The 19,147-nt window shown below is 32.2% G+C and carries 20 protein-coding genes; 2 read left to right on the plus strand and 18 right to left on the minus strand.

Annotated elements, in window-relative coordinates:
* Positions 1-184: 184 nt before the first annotated feature.
* From sdaAA to pgsB, 13 genes are all read right to left on the minus strand, one after another.
* On the minus strand, positions 185-1,084 hold the full coding sequence (gene sdaAA / locus AC1Q7N_RS10375) for an L-serine ammonia-lyase, iron-sulfur-dependent, subunit alpha (protein ID WP_002469061.1): 900 nt from the start codon (positions 1,082-1,084) through the stop codon (positions 185-187).
* Between the two features lie 12 nt (positions 1,085-1,096).
* On the minus strand, positions 1,097-1,777 hold the full coding sequence (gene sdaAB, locus AC1Q7N_RS10380; protein ID WP_002493287.1) for an L-serine ammonia-lyase, iron-sulfur-dependent subunit beta: 681 nt from the start codon (positions 1,775-1,777) through the stop codon (positions 1,097-1,099).
* Positions 1,778-1,779: 2 nt separating this feature from the next.
* Positions 1,780-2,823 (minus strand): PTS sugar transporter subunit IIC, encoded by a 1,044-nt coding sequence (locus AC1Q7N_RS10385; protein WP_001832326.1) that lies wholly within the window; start codon positions 2,821-2,823, stop codon positions 1,780-1,782.
* A gap of 652 nt (positions 2,824-3,475) precedes the next feature.
* Positions 3,476-4,261 carry a hypothetical protein gene (locus AC1Q7N_RS10390; protein ID WP_001832336.1) on the minus strand — a complete coding sequence of 262 codons (786 nt, stop codon included), beginning with the start codon at positions 4,259-4,261 and terminating at the stop codon, positions 3,476-3,478.
* A 273-nt stretch (positions 4,262-4,534) separates the two neighbouring features.
* The gene (xylB, locus tag AC1Q7N_RS10395; protein WP_002485370.1) at positions 4,535-6,025 is read right to left on the minus strand and encodes a xylulokinase; all 1,491 of its coding nucleotides are present in this window, start codon (positions 6,023-6,025) and stop codon (positions 4,535-4,537) included.
* A 290-nt stretch (positions 6,026-6,315) separates the two neighbouring features.
* The gene (rbsK, locus tag AC1Q7N_RS10400; protein ID WP_002467716.1) at positions 6,316-7,239 is read right to left on the minus strand and encodes a ribokinase; all 924 of its coding nucleotides are present in this window, start codon (positions 7,237-7,239) and stop codon (positions 6,316-6,318) included.
* Positions 7,240-7,292: 53 nt separating this feature from the next.
* Entirely contained in the window at positions 7,293-7,697 is a 405-nt protein-coding gene (gene rbsD, locus AC1Q7N_RS10405) for a D-ribose pyranase (protein ID WP_002469069.1), read from the minus strand.
* A 21-nt stretch (positions 7,698-7,718) separates the two neighbouring features.
* Entirely contained in the window at positions 7,719-8,600 is an 882-nt protein-coding gene (gene rbsU / locus AC1Q7N_RS10410; protein ID WP_002447102.1) for a ribose/proton symporter RbsU, read from the minus strand.
* Positions 8,601-8,855: 255 nt separating this feature from the next.
* Positions 8,856-10,460, minus strand: a complete 1,605-nt coding sequence (locus AC1Q7N_RS10415) for a gamma-glutamyltransferase (RefSeq protein WP_001832324.1) — start codon at positions 10,458-10,460, stop codon at positions 8,856-8,858.
* A gap of 2 nt (positions 10,461-10,462) precedes the next feature.
* On the minus strand, positions 10,463-10,624 hold the full coding sequence (locus tag AC1Q7N_RS10420) for a hypothetical protein (protein WP_002469060.1): 162 nt from the start codon (positions 10,622-10,624) through the stop codon (positions 10,463-10,465).
* Positions 10,614-11,687 (minus strand): CapA family protein, encoded by a 1,074-nt coding sequence (locus tag AC1Q7N_RS10425; protein WP_001833104.1) that lies wholly within the window; start codon positions 11,685-11,687, stop codon positions 10,614-10,616. The genes AC1Q7N_RS10420 and AC1Q7N_RS10425 overlap by 11 nt, the downstream gene beginning before the upstream one ends.
* A gap of 23 nt (positions 11,688-11,710) precedes the next feature.
* Entirely contained in the window at positions 11,711-12,163 is a 453-nt protein-coding gene (pgsC, locus tag AC1Q7N_RS10430; RefSeq protein WP_001832320.1) for a poly-gamma-glutamate biosynthesis protein PgsC, read from the minus strand.
* A gap of 1 nt (position 12,164) precedes the next feature.
* Positions 12,165-13,322 (minus strand): poly-gamma-glutamate synthase PgsB, encoded by a 1,158-nt coding sequence (gene pgsB / locus AC1Q7N_RS10435; protein WP_002467727.1) that lies wholly within the window; start codon positions 13,320-13,322, stop codon positions 12,165-12,167.
* Between the two features lie 447 nt (positions 13,323-13,769).
* Between pgsB and AC1Q7N_RS10440 the strand changes: the two genes are divergently transcribed.
* Positions 13,770-14,087: a hypothetical protein gene (locus AC1Q7N_RS10440; RefSeq protein WP_002467724.1), complete on the plus strand. Its 318-nt coding sequence runs from the start codon at positions 13,770-13,772 to the stop codon at positions 14,085-14,087.
* Positions 14,088-14,158: 71 nt separating this feature from the next.
* Here AC1Q7N_RS10440 and AC1Q7N_RS10445 read toward each other — a convergent pair whose 3' ends face one another.
* The 3 genes from AC1Q7N_RS10445 to AC1Q7N_RS10455 form a co-directional block, all read right to left on the minus strand.
* Positions 14,159-15,139: an alpha/beta hydrolase fold domain-containing protein gene (locus tag AC1Q7N_RS10445; protein WP_049387578.1), complete on the minus strand. Its 981-nt coding sequence runs from the start codon at positions 15,137-15,139 to the stop codon at positions 14,159-14,161.
* An 82-nt stretch (positions 15,140-15,221) separates the two neighbouring features.
* The gene (locus AC1Q7N_RS10450; RefSeq protein ID WP_001832362.1) at positions 15,222-16,070 is read right to left on the minus strand and encodes a YitT family protein; all 849 of its coding nucleotides are present in this window, start codon (positions 16,068-16,070) and stop codon (positions 15,222-15,224) included.
* 182 nt (positions 16,071-16,252) lie between these two features.
* On the minus strand, positions 16,253-16,579 hold the full coding sequence (locus tag AC1Q7N_RS10455) for a thioredoxin family protein (RefSeq protein ID WP_002438113.1): 327 nt from the start codon (positions 16,577-16,579) through the stop codon (positions 16,253-16,255).
* Between the two features lie 222 nt (positions 16,580-16,801).
* Between AC1Q7N_RS10455 and AC1Q7N_RS10460 the strand changes: the two genes are divergently transcribed.
* Positions 16,802-17,854 (plus strand): zinc-dependent alcohol dehydrogenase family protein, encoded by a 1,053-nt coding sequence (locus AC1Q7N_RS10460; protein WP_002456033.1) that lies wholly within the window; start codon positions 16,802-16,804, stop codon positions 17,852-17,854.
* 64 nt (positions 17,855-17,918) lie between these two features.
* On the opposite strand, the gene AC1Q7N_RS10465 is transcribed toward AC1Q7N_RS10460, so the two are convergent.
* On the minus strand, positions 17,919-18,686 hold the full coding sequence (locus AC1Q7N_RS10465; RefSeq protein ID WP_001832343.1) for a CPBP family intramembrane glutamic endopeptidase: 768 nt from the start codon (positions 18,684-18,686) through the stop codon (positions 17,919-17,921).
* Positions 18,687-18,747: 61 nt separating this feature from the next.
* A complete protein-coding gene (locus AC1Q7N_RS10470; RefSeq protein WP_002438111.1) occupies positions 18,748-19,128 on the minus strand; it encodes a PTS beta-glucoside transporter in 381 nt (126 codons plus the stop codon).
* Positions 19,129-19,147 lie beyond the last annotated feature (19 nt).

The raw sequence follows: 19,147 nt of genomic DNA on the forward strand, positions 1-19,147 counted from the left end.
TCTCTATAACTATAAAAAATAGCTATGAAAAAATCTATCGTCATAGATTTCTTCATAGCTAATCTTAGTATGTTTTTAATATAAAAACTTTGTCTTTTATAATTTTTTTCTTAATTTTTAACAGCTTTTATTACAAAAATGCTCAAGCTTTATAATTTACAAAGCCTGAGCATTTGAATCTTAATTATTTATTTTTAACCATGTTGTCTGCTTCGCCGAATATTTTACGTTTAATTTTTTCGCCAGTAGGTGTACCTGCTAAACCGCCTAAACCTGTTTCTCTTAATGATGCAGGTAAATTACGACCTACTCTATCCATAGCACCTATGACTTCATCAACTGGAATTTGACTTTCAACTCCAGCTAGTGCAAGGTCTGCAGATATTAATGCATTTCCTGAACCAATAGCATTACGCATTACACATGGAATTTCAACTAAACCAGCAACTGGATCGCAAACTAAGCCTAATAAGTTACTAATTGCCAATGCCATGGCATGTCCTGATTGTTCTGGTGACCCGTTAAAAATTGATACTGCAGCAGCTGCAGCCATTGCAGATGCCGAACCCACTTCGGCTTGACAACCACCAGTTGCACCGGCAACGCTCGCGTTGTTTGCAACTACTCGCCCGAATAAAGCTGATGTGAATAGAAAATCTATCATTTGATCTTCAGTAATATTATGAGTTTTTTCTAATTTAAATATTACGCCGGGAATCGTTCCCGAGGAACCAGCTGTCGGAGTAGCACAAATAATACCCATTGCTGCATTGACTTCGTTCGTTGCAACTGCACCTTTGACTGCATCAATCATTTCATGACCTGATAATGCATGATTATTCTCGTTGTAATCTCGAAGTTTAGCAGCATCATGACCTGTATAACCTGTTACACTTTCCACACCATCGCCAGTCGTACCTTTTTCAACTGCCTCACGCATAACATTTAAGTTTTGTCTCATTAAATCACGCACTTCTTCGCGAGATTTACCTTCTCTTTCCATTTCATCATTAATCATCATATCAGCAAAACTGATGTTATTTTCAACTGAATAATCTATTGTCTCTCTAATTGAATCAAACATGTTAATCCCCCTCTATTTGATATAGGAAACGTTTAAATCACTATGTTTATCTTTAATAATATTTAATGCTGATTCTGAGATTGCTTTATTTAAAGGAAATACAACTAAACCTTCATTATCATTTGTTTCTATTAATTCTTCACCTAAGTCTAAGTCCATATCTGATAAATCATTAATAAGATGATTTATTTTAGCTTTATTCATATTTCCATCTATAACTAACATTGGAAGCCCATGATTTAGTTCCACATTTAAACCATTTACATTGATACCTTTTAGTTTGATTGTACCGCCACCAATAGAAATACCTATCACTTCTATATAACGTCCGTCTTTCGTATTTGCTTTGATATAAGCACAGTTAGGATGTTGACCAATACTTTCTCCTTCATCTTCAATAATATCAATTGTAATATTTTCATCTTTTGCTATGTCTAAGGATGATTTAATTCTACTATCGAAAGTGCTGTAGCCCATAGCACCACCGACAATAGCAACGTCTGTACCATGCCCTTGATGCGTTTTAGCAAAAGATTCATAATAACGAATTTCTATATGCTTAGGCATATCTCCTAACACAGCTCTCGCTGAATTACCAATTTTTACTGCACCTGCTGTATGAGAACTTGAAGGTCCCATCATTACTGGTCCAATAATATCGAAAGCACTTTGATAATCATAGCTTTTAGCCATCATTAAACACTCTCCTTAACTTGGTTTTTTCTACGTGGTAACTTGAATCCGACATTCATCAAGTTAAATTTATTAATAATAGCACTAATAACGTACGCTAATATCACACTTGCAATTGCTACTGCGATAATTGTAATTGTAGATCTTACAGCGTCGTTAAAGCCATAAAGTACAATAGCACCTGCTATAGGTGTTGCCATACCTTTAATATCAATAATTAGTCCACTGTATGTGACAATACAAGCATTTACAACACCAATAATGGCATTCGCACCAAACAGTTGTAGTGGATATTTGGCAATTAAGTCAATTTGAGTTAACGGTTCTACAAATACCGCGAAGGCATTACCTTTATTACCAATTTTTAATTTGCTAAATAAGATTCCATTAACAAAAGATGCTCCTGTACATGTTAATGCACCAATTGCCATTGGAATACCAGTTAAACCTAATAAGCTTGTAAGCACCATTGAGCTTAATGGCGTCATACCAGTTACAGGAATAACAAGTCCTAAAATGACTGCTAATGCATATGGGTTGTTATCACCTACTGAAGTGATTGCACTACCAATTTGTTTAAGTACTGCAATAACCCCTGGAGAAATTAAGTTTGCAAGACCAAATGTAACTGCTGGAGCCAATAAAATAACAACAATTAAATCTAGTCCCTCTGGAACTTTTTTCTCAACAAACTTGATTCCAAATGCAACAACATACGCTGCGATAAACGCAGGTAATAATTTTGAGTCATGTAATACTAAACCTACAATGACTGCAAATACTGGAGACACTTCTAACTTTAGACAAGTTAATATACCAACAGCTATACCACTTAAACTCCCTGCTAGATCACCAATTTCTTGGAAAAATTTAACATGGAATACGCCACCAATTGCGTAACTTAAGAACGCCTGTGGTAAAAACGTGGCACAAGCAGCCCCTGATAAAGCTTGTAAACCTTGTTTACCATATGGCGCAAAATTTAAGAAAAGCGTCATGATAATAAGAACGAGTACTAAAGTCCCTACTCCTAAAATAATATCCATTTCCCCAAAACCTTCTTTCTTTATTTTTAGGCCATAGTTATCGTACACCCTAAAGAAAGCGATTTCAACAATTTATTGAACACAATTAAGTCTATATTGTGAATTAATTCACAAAATCGTTTTAATAGTCTTCCTAAAACATTTATATACACGAATTTTATATTTTACGATAGTTTCAAATTACTTTTTTTAGTTAATTGGTTTTATTTATCTACTTTAAATACTGTAAAAGTAAAAAGTTAATCACAATGATTCAATATTTTGTCAATGCATAACTAAGATGACTCCATGTATTCTAACGCTAAAAGTCATGTTTGTAAAAAATTAGTCACAATTAAAAAAGGAGCGGAACTGAATTCATCTAAAAATTCTATGTCCCGCTCTATCGCTCTTATTGACTGAGTTTATAAAAAACTTTATGAACCAAAAATTCCATTTCAATCAATGATTGCGAAAAGATTGAGAATCTACACGTAATTTTATGGTATAGATTCTAAGCAATATGAATGTTTATGTTAAATAATGTGTTTTAATGACTTAATATCAAATAAATGAAACGAATTTTATCATACTTTAACCTTCTTATAACTTACCTTTCGTACCTTTTATGGTGGTGCTCGACATCTCACTATCAAATATTTTAAGTGTCTATTTAATTTTTTGTATGGCATTGCGAGTAAAAATAATATTGACTCAATGAATATTCTTGTCTCGCGAGATGTTCAGGTAATTGAAATATAAGTAAAAAAAGCTTTTGTATATGGAAAATAAGATCATTCAAAGACGGTATTGTGAAGGTATTTGAGATTTCGAGATATTGGAAATCTCTATGCCATGCGTGGATGCTATATTGTAATGGATATAAATGGTCTTGCTGTTCGTGATAGTTTAAATCAACCTTTATGATATAGTTTGGTAGTTTTATTTCGAAAGAATTATTCTTTAGAGAAACAGGAACTTGACATTTGGTAATTTCGTTGATTAATTTTTGTAATAGACAAATTAAAATATCATTGTCTTTATCAGAGCTTTGAGGTGGTGTAATTTCTTTACGAATAGAATGCTGATCTAAGGGGAATTTGAGCTTTAAACAATGTTTTTGAGATTGTAACTTTAGACTTTTCATTCTAGAATAAGCACTCAAAATTAAATGTATTTGCTGACGTGGATAAAAATGCAGGAAACTTAATTGTTCATTGTTAATAGGGGTCGGAATTTCATCCTTTAAATGAATATAACAATTGTCTACGCGATTCTTAGGCTTCATAATTTTACTTCCTCGCAATGTTTTTCGAAGTTGATGAATCGGTGGAATAGATATTTGATGCTCTTCAATTATCATTAATAAGTTATAATAATCTATTTCATTCAAGTAGGCAAACGTTCTTGGCGTAACATATTGTAACTTTTCATATAATTCTTGTTTTGAAATAAACATAGTATCATCCTCTCGATGCTTATATAGTCTTGATTGCTCAAATCTTAAAAATGATACCTATATTAAACGTATAATTTAAATCAATGTCAATATTCATTTTAATAATTAAATTTTTACTTATCATTTTTAGTAGACAGTTTTTCAATTTTTGAACTTTTCTTCGACATAATTGTATTTACTGTTAATAAATATAATTATTTTTTTCATTTCCTTATAATTGACTATAATAAAAAGACTCATCGCCATTAAAAGTGAGCGATAAGTCTTTAATATTTAATTCGTTATCGTTAACAAATCAGCAGTAAGCTGTTTCGTTTGTTTATATATAGCTTCATAAACTGAATAGTATTGTTCATAAAGGTCATGATTTTCATTATTCGGCTCAAACACCTCGTCTACTTTAATAAATGCCTCTACACAAGACTCAATTGTTTTAAACCATCCTAGACCGTATGCCGCTAAAATTGCCGCTCCCATGCTTGGGCCTTCTTCATGCTTCAATCTTTTTATTTGCACATTAAAAATATCAGCTTGAAGTTGTAACCAAAATCTACTCTTAGCACCACCACCGATTGAAGTGATAGAGTTCATTTCATGACCAGCTCGTCTCATAATCTTTATAGAATCATATAAAGAATACGTTATGCCTTCGATTACTGCTCTCGCAAAGTCAGCTTTAGTATGTTGCCCACTGATACCTATAAAACTTCCACGTATTTGAGCATCACCATGTGGCGTACGTTCTCCAGCTAAGTAAGGTGTAAATAGTAGTCCATTGGCACCTATCTTTGAAGATGCAGCTAAATTTAAAATCTCTTCAAAAGATTCATTTTCAAAAAAAGTTTGTTTTAACCAGTTTAAACTATAGCCTGCTGCCAACGTTACTCCCATTGCGTAATAAGTATCTGGAACACTATGATTGAATAAGTGTAAATTACTATCATATGAGGTCACACGTTGGTATTCAACATTTAATACAACACCTGAAGTACCTATGCTACATAATGCACTTTTATCATGGATGACACCAGCACCAATTGCACCACATGCATTATCACCACCCCCAGCATATACAGCAACATCACTAGATAATCCTAATTCTTTAGCCAGTGATGAAGTTACATTTCCAACATACGAATGTGATTTTACTAAGGGTGGATAGATATCACCAATGTTAAATGTATCTCCAACATCTTTTGTCCATTCATAATTCTCAGGATTGAATAATAATGTACTACATGCATCACTATATTCCATATGAATTGTCTGCGTTAAGCAATAACGTAAATAATCTTTAGGCAACATAAAAACATCAACTCGATTCCAAATTTCAGGTTCATGTTGTTGTACCCATAACATTTTAGGAAGTGTAAATCCTTCTAATATCGGATTGTAATTCAATCTTTCACCATATATATCTTCAATTTGTCTACATTGTATTGAATTTCTAGTATCATTCCATAAAATCGCTTTTCTCAAAGGAATGCCATTATCATCAACTATGACCAACCCATGCATTTGACCTGAAAAAGAAATCCCCTTTACTATCTTATCTGACATTTCTGTTGATTGAATTAATTCTTTTATCCCTTTCTTAGTAGCCTCAAACCATTCATTAGGGTCTTGTTCGCTATAACCAGGATGCTCTTGGTATAACTTTAATGTTTCGCTTACTGATTCAATGACATTTCCTAGTTGATCAACAGCAATAATTTTTATTGCGCTTGTGCCTAAATCAATTCCTAGAACTACTTCTTTCACCATCGTTCACCCTTTGTTTAAAAAGTTAATTAAGTATAAATATATCATAAATAGTTAGAACGAGAATTAAAACTTAAAATTAAAAGGTATTCATTACACTATATGAGGGTGTGGAGAAGAATTCGTGTTAAATTTCGTCATCGTCGTGCAACTGGCTTAATCTGTTCGATTTTTCTATAATCTCTTTTTATTGGGCCTTTGACATTATTTAAACAGTTATAAAATTTAGAGATTCCCTCTTTATAAGTGAGGAAAGTCTGCGACATTATTCCATGTCACAGACTCTTATTTCATTAATTATATTCTGCCTCTACTTCTTTACGTGTTGGTATAGAAGCTTGTGCTCCTTTTCGTTGTACCGTTAGAGACGACGCTTGATTTGCAAGTCGAATAGCCGATTCTATATTACTCAAATCTTTATTTAACTCACTTAAAAAAGCACCTATAAATGTATCTCCTGCTGCTGTCGTATCTATTGCTTTTACATTACACGCAGGAATCATTTTGTATTGTTCTTGATATGCACAATACGTGCCTTGCTCCCCTAAAGTAATTAATACTGCAGATATACCTAAATCGAGAAAATATGTTGCTGTTTCTTTCATATCACTTTCATTATTGATTGAAATACCTGTTAATAATTCTGCTTCCGTTTCGTTTGGAATAATTATATCAGTTAACTCTAAAAGTGACTTAGGCAATTCAATTGCCGGTGCAGGATTTAATACAGTAGTGATATTTTGTTTACGAGCAATTTTAAATGCTTGTTCTATCGCCTCAAATGGAACTTCAAGCTGCGCTACAACAAAGTCTGCACCAATAAACGCATCCGCACTCATCTCAACATCAGTTGCACTTAATGTCATATTCGCACCACCGTAAACAAGAATCGTATTTTGTCCTGCTTCATCAACAGTGATAAATGCTTGCCCAGTTTCTTCACTTTCTGAAGTTAAAATATATTGTGTATGAATACCTGCTTTTTTGAAATCTTCCAATATAAAGTTGGCATTGCCATCTTTACCAACTTTACTGATAAATGTTGTATCTGCTGCTAATCTACTAGCTGCTATGGCTTGATTGGCTCCCTTGCCCCCACCAAACTCCTTTTGAGCTTGATTAATATGTAATGTCTCACCGGGTTTTGGAAACCTTTTAACATTAAGAAATTTATCTACATTTGTTGATCCAATTACAATCACTTTATTTTTATTCATTTCAACTTCACCTACTTTATCTTTTTAAAAGCACAATCACATGACTATTAAGCTTAAAAAGTCACATTAGATTCTAGGATAATGTTAGAAAAAGGAGTGATTTCACCAGTACGTATATTCCCTTTATTTAAAGGAGATTTTAACATTTCTTTCATCTCAGAATGCGCAATAAATTTAATTTCTACATCATCATTGATTAATTTCTTAATTGCTTTTAATTGCTGTGCATTCGCAGTTTTAATTTCTTCTGCTAAATATACTTTTTGTATTTCCATTTCAGTTAACACTGTCTCCAACACATCAATGAAACGTGGCAATGACTTAGTCACTGCTAAATCTATACGTTTGTCATCATTAGGTATAGGCATACCCGCATCATTAATCGTTAATAAATCATAGTGACCTAGTGTGGAGATTGCGCTTGAAATGTGACTATTTAATACTGCTGTTTTCTTCATCTTATTCGTCCCTTCTTAATATTATTTAATAAACACTGTAATTGATGCTGCAACTAAAATAAGAACTAATCCCACAATTGTAATCATTAATTCTTTTGATGTTTTTTTCTGATTTAAGAAAAAAATGCCTGTTAGCGTTGCTAATACTACAGATGTTTGAGATAGAACAAATCCTGTTGCTAAACCATTCATATTAGGTTGTGCTGAAATTAAATAAGTTAAAGCAGCAAACGCAAAGAAAAATCCGGATATTATTTGTTGCCAACTTACTTTCTCTTTAAAAGCATTACCTTTAGACATATTCATCAACGCATAGATGACAGCCACAATGACCATCCCTATAGCTTGAGGTAAAAAAGCTTTAAATCCACCAATATCTGTTGCTTGAGGTGCAGCAGAATATATCCAATAGCCAATTTCACCTACAAGTAATAAGAGCACTGCACTTCGTAGATTTTTACTATATTCTTGTTGTTTTGTTTCAGTCCATACAGTCATACGTGCACCTATAAGAATTACGAGTAAAGCTAGAAATCCAATGATTTTGTTTGTTATACCGGGCCAGTTGCCAAGCGCAAAAACGCCCCATAAAGATGCACCAAGTAATTGAAATGCAGTAGTAATTGGCATCGCTCTTGATGAACCTACTAATTCGAACGCTTTAAAAGTAATAATTTGACCAAATGCCCATCCTGCACCTGATATGAGCGAAAATACTAATGCCATACCTCCTGGTAAACCTATACCTTTAAATAGTGCTAGAACAATTGCGAAGATCAAAGTACCAACAGTAGCACCAAAGATTTGATTGACTGGACGTCCACCAAACTTAGAAGCGATAGTTGGAAATAATCCCCAGCCTAATAGTGGCCCTAATCCGATTAAAATAGCTATAAAGTCCATAAGACACCTCTATATATTTCATTTTTATATGTAATTCTTCCACTCAATCATCATACTACTTCTTTCATTCATTGTATACGCTTACACTCTTTGTCAAAAAATTGTCTTAAATTATATTCATATTTAAGTTATTTTTATCGTTAAACTTGAAAACAAATAAATATGTATATAAAATTTATAATTTAATACACACAAAAAAGCACCTTAAATGTTTTCATTACTCATTTAAGGTGCTTATTAAATTAAGTATTTATTTTAACGGTTACCTACATCATGACCGACATCTACAGTATTTTTATCTTTATCATAAACAGCACCTTGGACACTGCCAAAGTTTGGATCATTATGCTTTTCTTCAACACCATAACCAAGACTTTTAAAGATATTTATATCTTCATCAGTCATAGCATTTTCGTAAAATATCGTGCCGCCGTCATTATAAAATCTTGGTTTATTAATAGATTCTTGTAATGAACCATCACTGTTTAAATAATCGACAATCACTTCATTAAGAATTGTTGGAATCTTGTTCCCACCTGGTGTACCAATACCCATATAGAAATTAGGGCCAACAATTACTGACGGAGAAATAAATGATCTAGGCGCCTTGTGAGGTTCACCATGATTAGGACTTGATTTATCCTTACTAAAGTCGCCTAAAGAGTTATTCATATAGAAGCCCTCTTTCATATAGTCTCCTGTCCCAAAGTAACTGGATAGTGTATTAGTCGTACTTGCTAACTTACCATTCTTATCAATAACTACAAAATGGGTTGTACTTGTATTATCCGTTCTAATTTGATCAAAATCACTGCCATTATCTGTGTTTTCACCAATATTAACTTTGTTAAGTTCACCAAGTAAATAATCATCAGTCAGATGTTGTTCATTACTAGGCTCATTACCATTAACAATGTCTCTATTCTTATACATAACATCACGTGATTTAATCATTGCTGTGATAAAATTATTGCGATCCATATTGTCTACATTTTCTTTTTCATCAATTTTCAATCCTTGAAGCATTAATGTGCCTCCTAAAGGATTAGGTGCTGAATACACTTGATTATTCTTATAATCAGTACTTACCGCTTCTTTTTCTTCTGTTTTAAATTCTTTGAAATCTCTTTCAGTTAATTTATTATCTAATTGTTTTGAAACACTTTTACCAATATCTTCATAGAAGTAATCAGGACCTTTATCTTTGATTTTAGTTAATGTATTAGCGAGTTTATCTTGTTTTACAATATCTCCTTCGCGAACACTTTTATTTCCTTTATAGAATGGTGAGTTGTGATCAATATCACGACCATATAATTTCAAACTTCTTTCTAGTTCTGAATCTACCTCAAAACCATCTTTAGCAAGCGGAATAACGTAATCTAAAATCTTTTTCTCATCCATTTTTCCTTCTTTCGCGTGCATATCATGTAATCCTCTCACGAAGCCAGGAACTCCAATTTTGTCGCCTTCTTTATATTCATATGAGGACATTGTTTTATATTCATAAGCTTTAGGCGTTTCATTCTCTTTACCATTATATGTAAGTGTCGCACCGCCACCTCCTAGTCCTGATGAATGAGGTTCTGTCACTGCTAGTGCATAAGAAACACCTATTGCCGCATCAACCGCATTTCCACCATCTTCAATAATCTTATTTCCGACTTTCGTAGCTATTTTATTATTAGATGCGACACCATAATTTTTAGGTTTACCTGCTTGTTTATGATTTGTAATTTTGTTTTCATACAATTTATCTTTGTCCACTTTTTTCTCTGTTGTATAAAAATAAAAGAGGAACGAAATGATAATTGTTATAACTAAAATGACAGATAATGTCACTTTATTATATATATTCATAATTAGCTTGCCCCTTTTGAAAGATATTGCTGTTCACCATTATTTAATTCATGTTGCTCATAATTATCTAAACCTTCATTTGCCCTAGCGAAAGTAACTAATAAAAAGATAACAACTACAAGAATGACTACAACAATTTGTAACCAATGCTTTTTAATATTCAAAAGTATAACCTCCATTTTGATCAGATTTTAAATCAATTGATTTATCTTTAATGTTATTTTTGAATCGAATATGATCCATTTTATTCATATTATCTTTAGAGATTTTTCCATCTTTTGATTGAATTGGTGTGATATGGAACTGATTATGCGAACCTTTCCAGTCTTGTTGTACAATCATTCCTTTCTGATTTTTTGATAAGAAGTTATCAGACGTTGTGTTACCTAAACTATAAAAAATAGGCGTTCGCTTATAATTTTCAACTTTTTGAATAACTGTATTATGACCAATAATGACATCTGCACCAGCATTCGCTAACGCATGTGCATATTCTTTTTGACGTGTAGTCACATTTCGTTCATTAGGTATCCCCCAATCTACATTGACTACGACGTAATCATTATTTTCCTTTAATTTTTTTATTAAAGGATAAAATATAGCTGGATCTAAACTAATTGACGTCGTGTTTTTTAAAGAGTTAGTATAGTTAGATTCGATATCGGTAAATGAAACATTAGCTATTTTTTTACCTTTAATGTCTTGTTGTACAGTTTTACTATTAATTGGATTTGAACCATTACCTGTTAAAAAATTATAACCTGCTTGGGAATCTATTTTTCTCATCATTGCTGTCGCTTGAATATTATCCATAGATTCGTTGATTAAGTTAACACTTTTAACATTATGCTTGCGTAGAAACATGATATTTTCAATATTTTTATTTATGTTATCTTTTTGATTTCGTGAAAAATCATTTACTATTAATGAACCTGTTGAAAAATCACTATGATCTAAAGTATCTTGAATACCTTTAAAAACATCATTCAAGTTAGTTTGTCGAATATGTTTATTTAAAGTGACGTTACCTAAATAGGTGATACGAATGCTATCTTTGTCTCTCGTATCACTTTTTACAGGTTCTACTTGTATTGATTTAACAGCAAATATGAGTAGAACTAACGCTACTAAAAGTACAATTGCCGTGTAAAGTGTATTTTTCCTTTTATGTCTTTTAGATTGTTTAAGCAACCACTCACTAGGCGATAAACGTTTTTTCTTTGTCATTAGTACGCGCTCCTTGTTCGTGATTAATTAATAAAACTATATAAAAATAAGATGATATATGTAATACATGTTAATAACATTGTTGTAGAAAGTGTAATGACTACACCTTGTTTTTGAATTGTATTCGCAATAATACCAGGAATGACAACACCTATACCTGAAACTTCAACCATTTCAAATGGGGTCAATGGGTACAAGAGATCAAATATAAATTTAATCACCATTCCTGTCAGTATCATGGCAGCGAATTTTCTTCTACCATATAAAATAACCCACTTACTAATACCGTTGCTTACGATAAAATAAGTTAAGCAACTAATGATTAATACTGATAACAACATGATCGGTTGATCAAAAATCAAAGCTAAATAACCTGGAACGACTAACCCTGCTGGATTAATCCCAAATTTCTCAGCAAATATCAAACTGAGTACGACACCTACGAATAAGGAGAAATATAATTCTGAACCTATCATTTTATTCTATCCCTTCTATGAATTCCGCTATTCTACCACCCGGGCCGTGGATGTTTCCTACACAAAATACAAGTGCATTCTCAGCTTCATGTAGAATACCTTTTTCAATCTCTACAAAGTCTCGTCCTTCATAATTGATATATGTTTTTTCTGGCATTGTTTCCATAAACTGTGTCACCATTTGTGTACTTTTTCCTGTACAAATGAGAACATCGTAATCGACTTCACCTAAAAAGTTATCAACAAACAGTTGTGTTCTATCAACCCTATCTGAACGACAATTGAGAATGATTATTTTCTTATCGTATGGATAATTATATGATTCCACTTTATTCAAAATCGCTTTTGTAGACTGCGGTTCATTAGCAGCGAATGCATTAACAAATACATTTTTTGTGCGATTTGCATGGAAATATTTAATTCTAACAGCACCTGGATCGGCTGGTGCATTTAACATACCTTGTAATGCAGTTTCTTCATCTACACCAACTGCTTGCGCTATTCCTAACACAATAGCTACATTATCAGGAAATACTAAATAATCGAACTTCCGTAAATATGATTCTGGTATGACGTCTTTATCTACAACAATGAGTTCTGAATTACGCTTTTTAGCTTCCTTTGCAAAGAAACTAGTATAGTTATCTTTCATTACAACTAATTTCCCGTTATATGGAATTGTTGCAGTAAAAGCTTGCGCTACATCTTTAAGTGTCGGTCCTAAGACATCCATATGGTCTTCCATCACATTAACAATTACACCGATATTTGCTTTTACTAAATCATTTTGAAAGGTAATTTGATAATCTGGATTTACAGCCATACACTCATTAACTAGGGCATTTGCTTTTTGTTTAACCACCTTACGAATAATATCTCGTTGTTCTCCAATGTTGGCGCCTTGTGGTTTTCTGATTACTGGATATTCCTTTTCAGTAAACCAATAAAGCATTCGTGCATCTGTTCCTGTTGTCTTACCAATAACTCTATACTTATCCTCACGTAGAACACTGTAAGCCATCCGAGTAATCGTAGATTTCCCACGAATTCCATTTATGTTAATACGTAATGGAATTTTTTCAAGTCGATTTGCATGACGCTTCTTCTCTTTAATTCCTAGCCAGAGAATAAGCGCAACACACGCTATAATGAGTAACAATCTGCTTTACCTCTCTTTTCTTATGTATGTAAATCATGATACTTATAAATCTTTTTAATATTAAATTGTAAATTTTAAAGATAGTTAAATAACCTTAAATCATCAAATATAAATAAATTAACCATTTGTTAATTTAATATTCTACATATTTAAGACATCTACTATAAATGGCTTAATCTTTTGCTAGTAGTAGACTATCACTTCGATATTGATTCAGTTTTAAAAACTTTAAATCAATGTTATGTTAACGTAAATTTATGTAAATTCATACCATAATAACAATTTTTTGTGAATACAAATTAAATTTCACAGAATTAAATTACGCTAATCACAATAATTATAGCTTATCATAGTTGGGTCATAATAAATTTACTTATAATTTACATTAGATTAAAACAACGATGTTACATTATATATGAAAGATATTACGACTTTAGGAGGAGAGGTATGGAGAAGTCAGTTAAACTTGCTGTTGGCATCTATCTAGCAATTATTTTAATTATTTGTAGTATTTACCTCGCATTTATACTTATTGGAAGTTTAAGTGGTAAAGACATGAGTAATTCTGTTCTAGATACTGATCACTCTCGTATCAACAATACTTCAAGAAACAGTAACGAAGATGTTACGTCATCAAATAATGAGTCAAACAATACAAAAGCACACTCATTTTCAAACTCTGAATATAAAGCTGTAAATATAAACGAAGCATATAAAAATAATAAACATATTAAAAAAGCGAATTCGAGTTATCAATACTATTGATAACAAGAGTTCGCTTTATTTTTGGGAATACATAATTATAACTTTTCATTAAGTATCCGCATCTCATTTGATTATAACTCTTTTGTGACAATGATTTTTTTTAGCTGTTCTAAAAAGCGTTGGCGTTCTGGGATAGGGAATAAGGGATAAATATGAAATAAATTGTAACCTGGGATAAACTGATGCTTTATTCCTTTATCATTTAACATGTGAGAGAACTTAACTGCATCAGGATATAATGTTTCTTTGGTTCCTACAGTAAGTGTAATATGTCCTAGGCCTTCTAAATCACCATTCATTGGAGACATCTTATAGTCATCTAGTGGTGCATCACCAGCCCATAACTCTACAAGATATTTACTGCCATCAATTCCAAGCATTGGATCTTCTTTTTCATATTTTCTTGCTTCTGGATTCTTAAATGTCGCATCAAGCACCGGTGAAATAAGAACAATATGGCCAGGTTGACTCAGTTGCTCTTTTTTTAACATTTGTGCAAAAGCTAATGCAATTTGTCCCCCGGCTGAATCTCCAATGATGACCAAGTTTTCAGGTTCATCAATTTTAGTCAGTAATCGCTTATATATTTTTGTTAATAATTCAAATGTCGTATGATAATCTCTGTGTGGTATTTTAGGATATACGGGCATAATCACCCTAGCATCGAGCGCATCAACGAGTAAGTCTAAATATTCAAAATGATTTTCCAAAGGATCTTGGAACCATGCGCCTCCATGTACATATAAGACCGTGCGTTGATCTGGAAGACCATGATCATTAACAACATAGACTAAAGAACCATAATAATCTCTTATTTGAACTTTATGCTTAAATTCATATGTTGTTCCATTATATTTACCTGCAGTTTGATATTTAGTCTCATTCAAAGCTTTTTTCGCGTCATCTATACTTTCAAATGTCTTTTTCATTCCTGATATTCTAATCATTTTCTCTTGTAAAAAACTTTTATAACTACGCTTTTCTTTCACTTTTGCGAATAAAACTGTACCAAATAATGTCGAACCTAGTATAGTAGCAATCTTTTTAAACATGAATGTGCCAACCTCCTCAATCTATAACCATTTTAAACCATCAGCGTCTAAACATTGAGTAATTGGCTCAATTTATTAAATCTTATTTAATATTAATAAATCCATTACCTAAGACATCACGCACATCATGAATCACTAAAAAGGCATTTTCATCATATTGATTAACAATCTTTTTTATTGCTCCAACTTGATTTTGGGATACCACGGCATATAGAACTTCTGTATCACTTTTTTGGTAAGCACCTTTACCACTTAATAAGGTTGCCCCTCTTCCAGTCATTTCATATATATCAGCACTGATTTCTTTATTATATTTTGAAATAACTGTCACAGCTTTTTTAGGATTAAATCCTTCAACAACAAAAGACATTGATTTTTCAACAATAAATAGCATCACAATAGTATATAATACATTCGTTATAGGTAAAACAACGATAAATGATAACACGATGATTGCATCTAATATAAGTAGTGCTTGTGACGTCTTCATCTCACTATATTTTGAAATGATACGTGCAATGACAGATGTACCACCCAATGTACTATGAGCAGTAATTACTAACCCAGAACCGATTCCCAACATTAAACCTGCAAAAATTGAATTAATAAAATTATCATGAATACCTAATCCGAATGTGTGAGTTAAATCAAGAAAAATTGAACTTGCGGTGATTGTTATAGCAGTGTAAATCGCTGTCGTTCTACTGAGAAATTTCCAACCTACAATAATTAATATTGCGTTAATGATGAAGGAACTGAGTGCGGGTGAAATACCTAGAGTATAATTCAGAATTAATGAAAGGCCTATAGAACCACCCTCACCTAAATTGCCCGGTATAACAAAACTATTTACTGCGATTGCAATAAGTAATGTCCCTATAAGGCATAAAGATATATTAATCATATGGACTTTATTTTGTTGCTTCTTCATTTTGGCCTCCTTCATCTATTGACTGTTTAATTTAAAATATACGAGATTAATCATAACACGAATGAAGATACAGCCCAATGATTAAAAATACAAAAAAATAAATGCCTGTGAAATCTACCGAATTAATTTCCCAGGCATTTTTAAATTTGCTATTTGATTTTCAATTATTATTTTAGAATAGCTTAATCGATGGCATTTTGCATCATATACAATTGTTTTTCAAACGATTGCATATCGATAAAACGTGCTTGTCTATGCATTTCTTTCCCTTTCAAAAAAATTAAATCAACAGGTACTGTAAAAATAGAAAGTTCTCCGGCAATCTCTTCAACATTAGATTGATTAATCACACCTAATTGTGCTTTCGGATAGTCCTTTAGTAAATCTTGAATTTGGGGTAATACTGCATGACATACTGTACAATTATCTCTCATAATATGAACAACAGCTAAAGCGTGTGCATTTATAAATCGGTAAAAATCTTCAATATTTTGTATATTCTCATACATGATATACACCTACTATCTTTCAAAGACTTAACTCAATCATAAATGATTTAAGTGTAAATGAACAATGTATCGCACTTCACTATTTTAAATACTCTATTTAATTTCATAAAAAACTGAACACACTGAGTAAAATGTATTTTTTCACAAAAATTATATATATCCATTCAAAAAACGTGGTATAATTATTGCGAAAAATTTCACATAATGAATGGAGGTATTGATATGAAAGCTTATGAATACTTAAAACCTGGTCATGCACAACTTACGGATAAAGAGAAGCCAACCATTACGAGCAGTACTGACGCTATTATTCGCATAGTTAAGACGACAATATGTGGTACAGATCTTCATATCATAAAAGGAGATACACCTGAAGTTAAATCACATACGACACTAGGTCACGAAGGTATTGGAATCATTGAAGAAATTGGTGACAACGTTAACAACTTCAAAGTTGGAGATAAAGTGATTATCTCTTGCATTTCATCATGTGGCAAATGCTACTATTGCAAAAAAGGTATCTATGCACATTGTGAAAACGGAGGAGGATGGATATTAGGACATTTAGTGAATGGTACTCAAGCAGAATATGTTAAAGTTCCTTTTGCAGATAATTCTTTATATCACGCCCCTTCAAATTTAAAAGAAGACGCCCTTGTAATGTTATCAGATATACTTCCAACAGGTTATGAAATTGGTGTTTTAAAAGGTAAAGTTAAACCTGGCTGTACAGTAGCCATTGTAGGTGCTGGTCCTGTAGGTTTAGCAGCATTACTTACAGCACAATTCTATTCACCTTCAAAAATTATTATGATTGATTTAGATGATAATAGATTAGAAACCGCTAAAGAAATAGGTGCTACGCATTTAATTAACTCTAAAGAGACTGAAACCGCAATTAAAAAGGTAAAATCGTTAAATCCACGTGGTGTTGATGTTGCTATTGAAGCTGTCGGAATTCCACAAACCTTTGATTTATGTCAAAATTTAATTGGTGTCGATGGTACGATTGCTAATGTTGGTGTGCATGGGTTACCTGTACAACTTGATATAGATAAATTATGGATTAAAAATATTAACGTAACTACTGGTTTAGTTTCAGGAAATACAACTGAAGAATTACTTGAAGCGTTAAAAAGCAAAATAATACAACCAGAACAACTCGTGACACATTATAGTAAACTGAGTGAAATCGAAAGTGCCTATGATTTATTTAGAAATGCAACAGATCATAAAGCGATTAAATTAATCATAGAGAATGATATCACAATTTAACATATAAAATTGACCTGATTAAAAGATAAATCTACTTTTAATCAGGTCTTTATTGTTATGTTTACTATCTAAAATATAGCCATAAATAACCAACAAATACCGGTAATGTTGAAACAGAATTATTCAACATGTGAACCATCATACTATCTTTGATATTACGTCTTCTGTTATAGGCAAGGTATAATACACAACCCATTAGAAAATAAATTGCATATGAAAATATATTTGTTGATAAATGTTGTGAACTAAAAATAATAGAAGATATAATGAATGGTAGCCAAAATCGATATTTCATAAATAATGTTTCTTTAAAAATTCCTCGGAAGAGTAATTCCTCTAAATACGGACCTATAATACATATCATTAAAACAACAGTTGCAACAATTGAAATATGTGGTAAATGGTCTTTTTGTAAAAGTAAATCTAAACTTTCATTGATTTCTTTCTCATTCGCTGTAGTATCGTTGCCAGTAAATATGACCATTAATACACTACTTAGAATACTAAAAACCATTGATAATACCAGAAAACCAATATTAATAAAGATATCTTTTCCCCTCATTGATTGATATTGTCTTTCATATGTATGACTCAAATAATAATTCCTAACTAACCATATGATTAATAGTGCTGTACCAGTTATTAGCATACTTAATGCGATGGATGTTAACTTACTGAATTTCACTGAAAAAGGTAAAGCTATTAGTGACACGCCAATAGGTATTTGAATTAATAAAATCATTCCGATGAATATCAAAATATTAATTATTTTATTACCTTTAGGTTTTTCGTTAGAAGATTGATTTTGTTTCAAGTCATCCATGATTACCATCTTTCCTTTCTCTTTAAAATGATATGTCCAATATCAACATTGCCTATAATTATCACGCTTGTCAACTTTGTAAAATTCCCCTTATTAAAATGAACGCTAAACTAGGATAGAATTCATTGTCCCCTGTCTTCTCCCCAACCCCAACTTGCTTTGTCCGTGGAATTTCTTCGAAAATTCTCTCTGTTGGGGCCCCAACCCCAACTTGCTTTGTCCGTGGAATTTCTTCGGAAATTCTCTCTGTTGGGGCCTCAACCCCAACTTGCTTTGTCCATGGTATTTCTTCAGAAATTCTCTGTGTTGGGGCCCCAACCCCAACTTGCTTTGTCCATGGTATTACTTCGGAAATTCTCTGTGTTGGACTCATCTCATAAGAATCTGTATATACATAAAGAAAGTCTGGGACATAATATATCCTTGTCCCAGACTTATTTGTTTTAGCCATTAAGTTATTCTTATAGGCT

The organism is Staphylococcus sp. GW823-FHT05F06 (assembly GCF_058795495.1).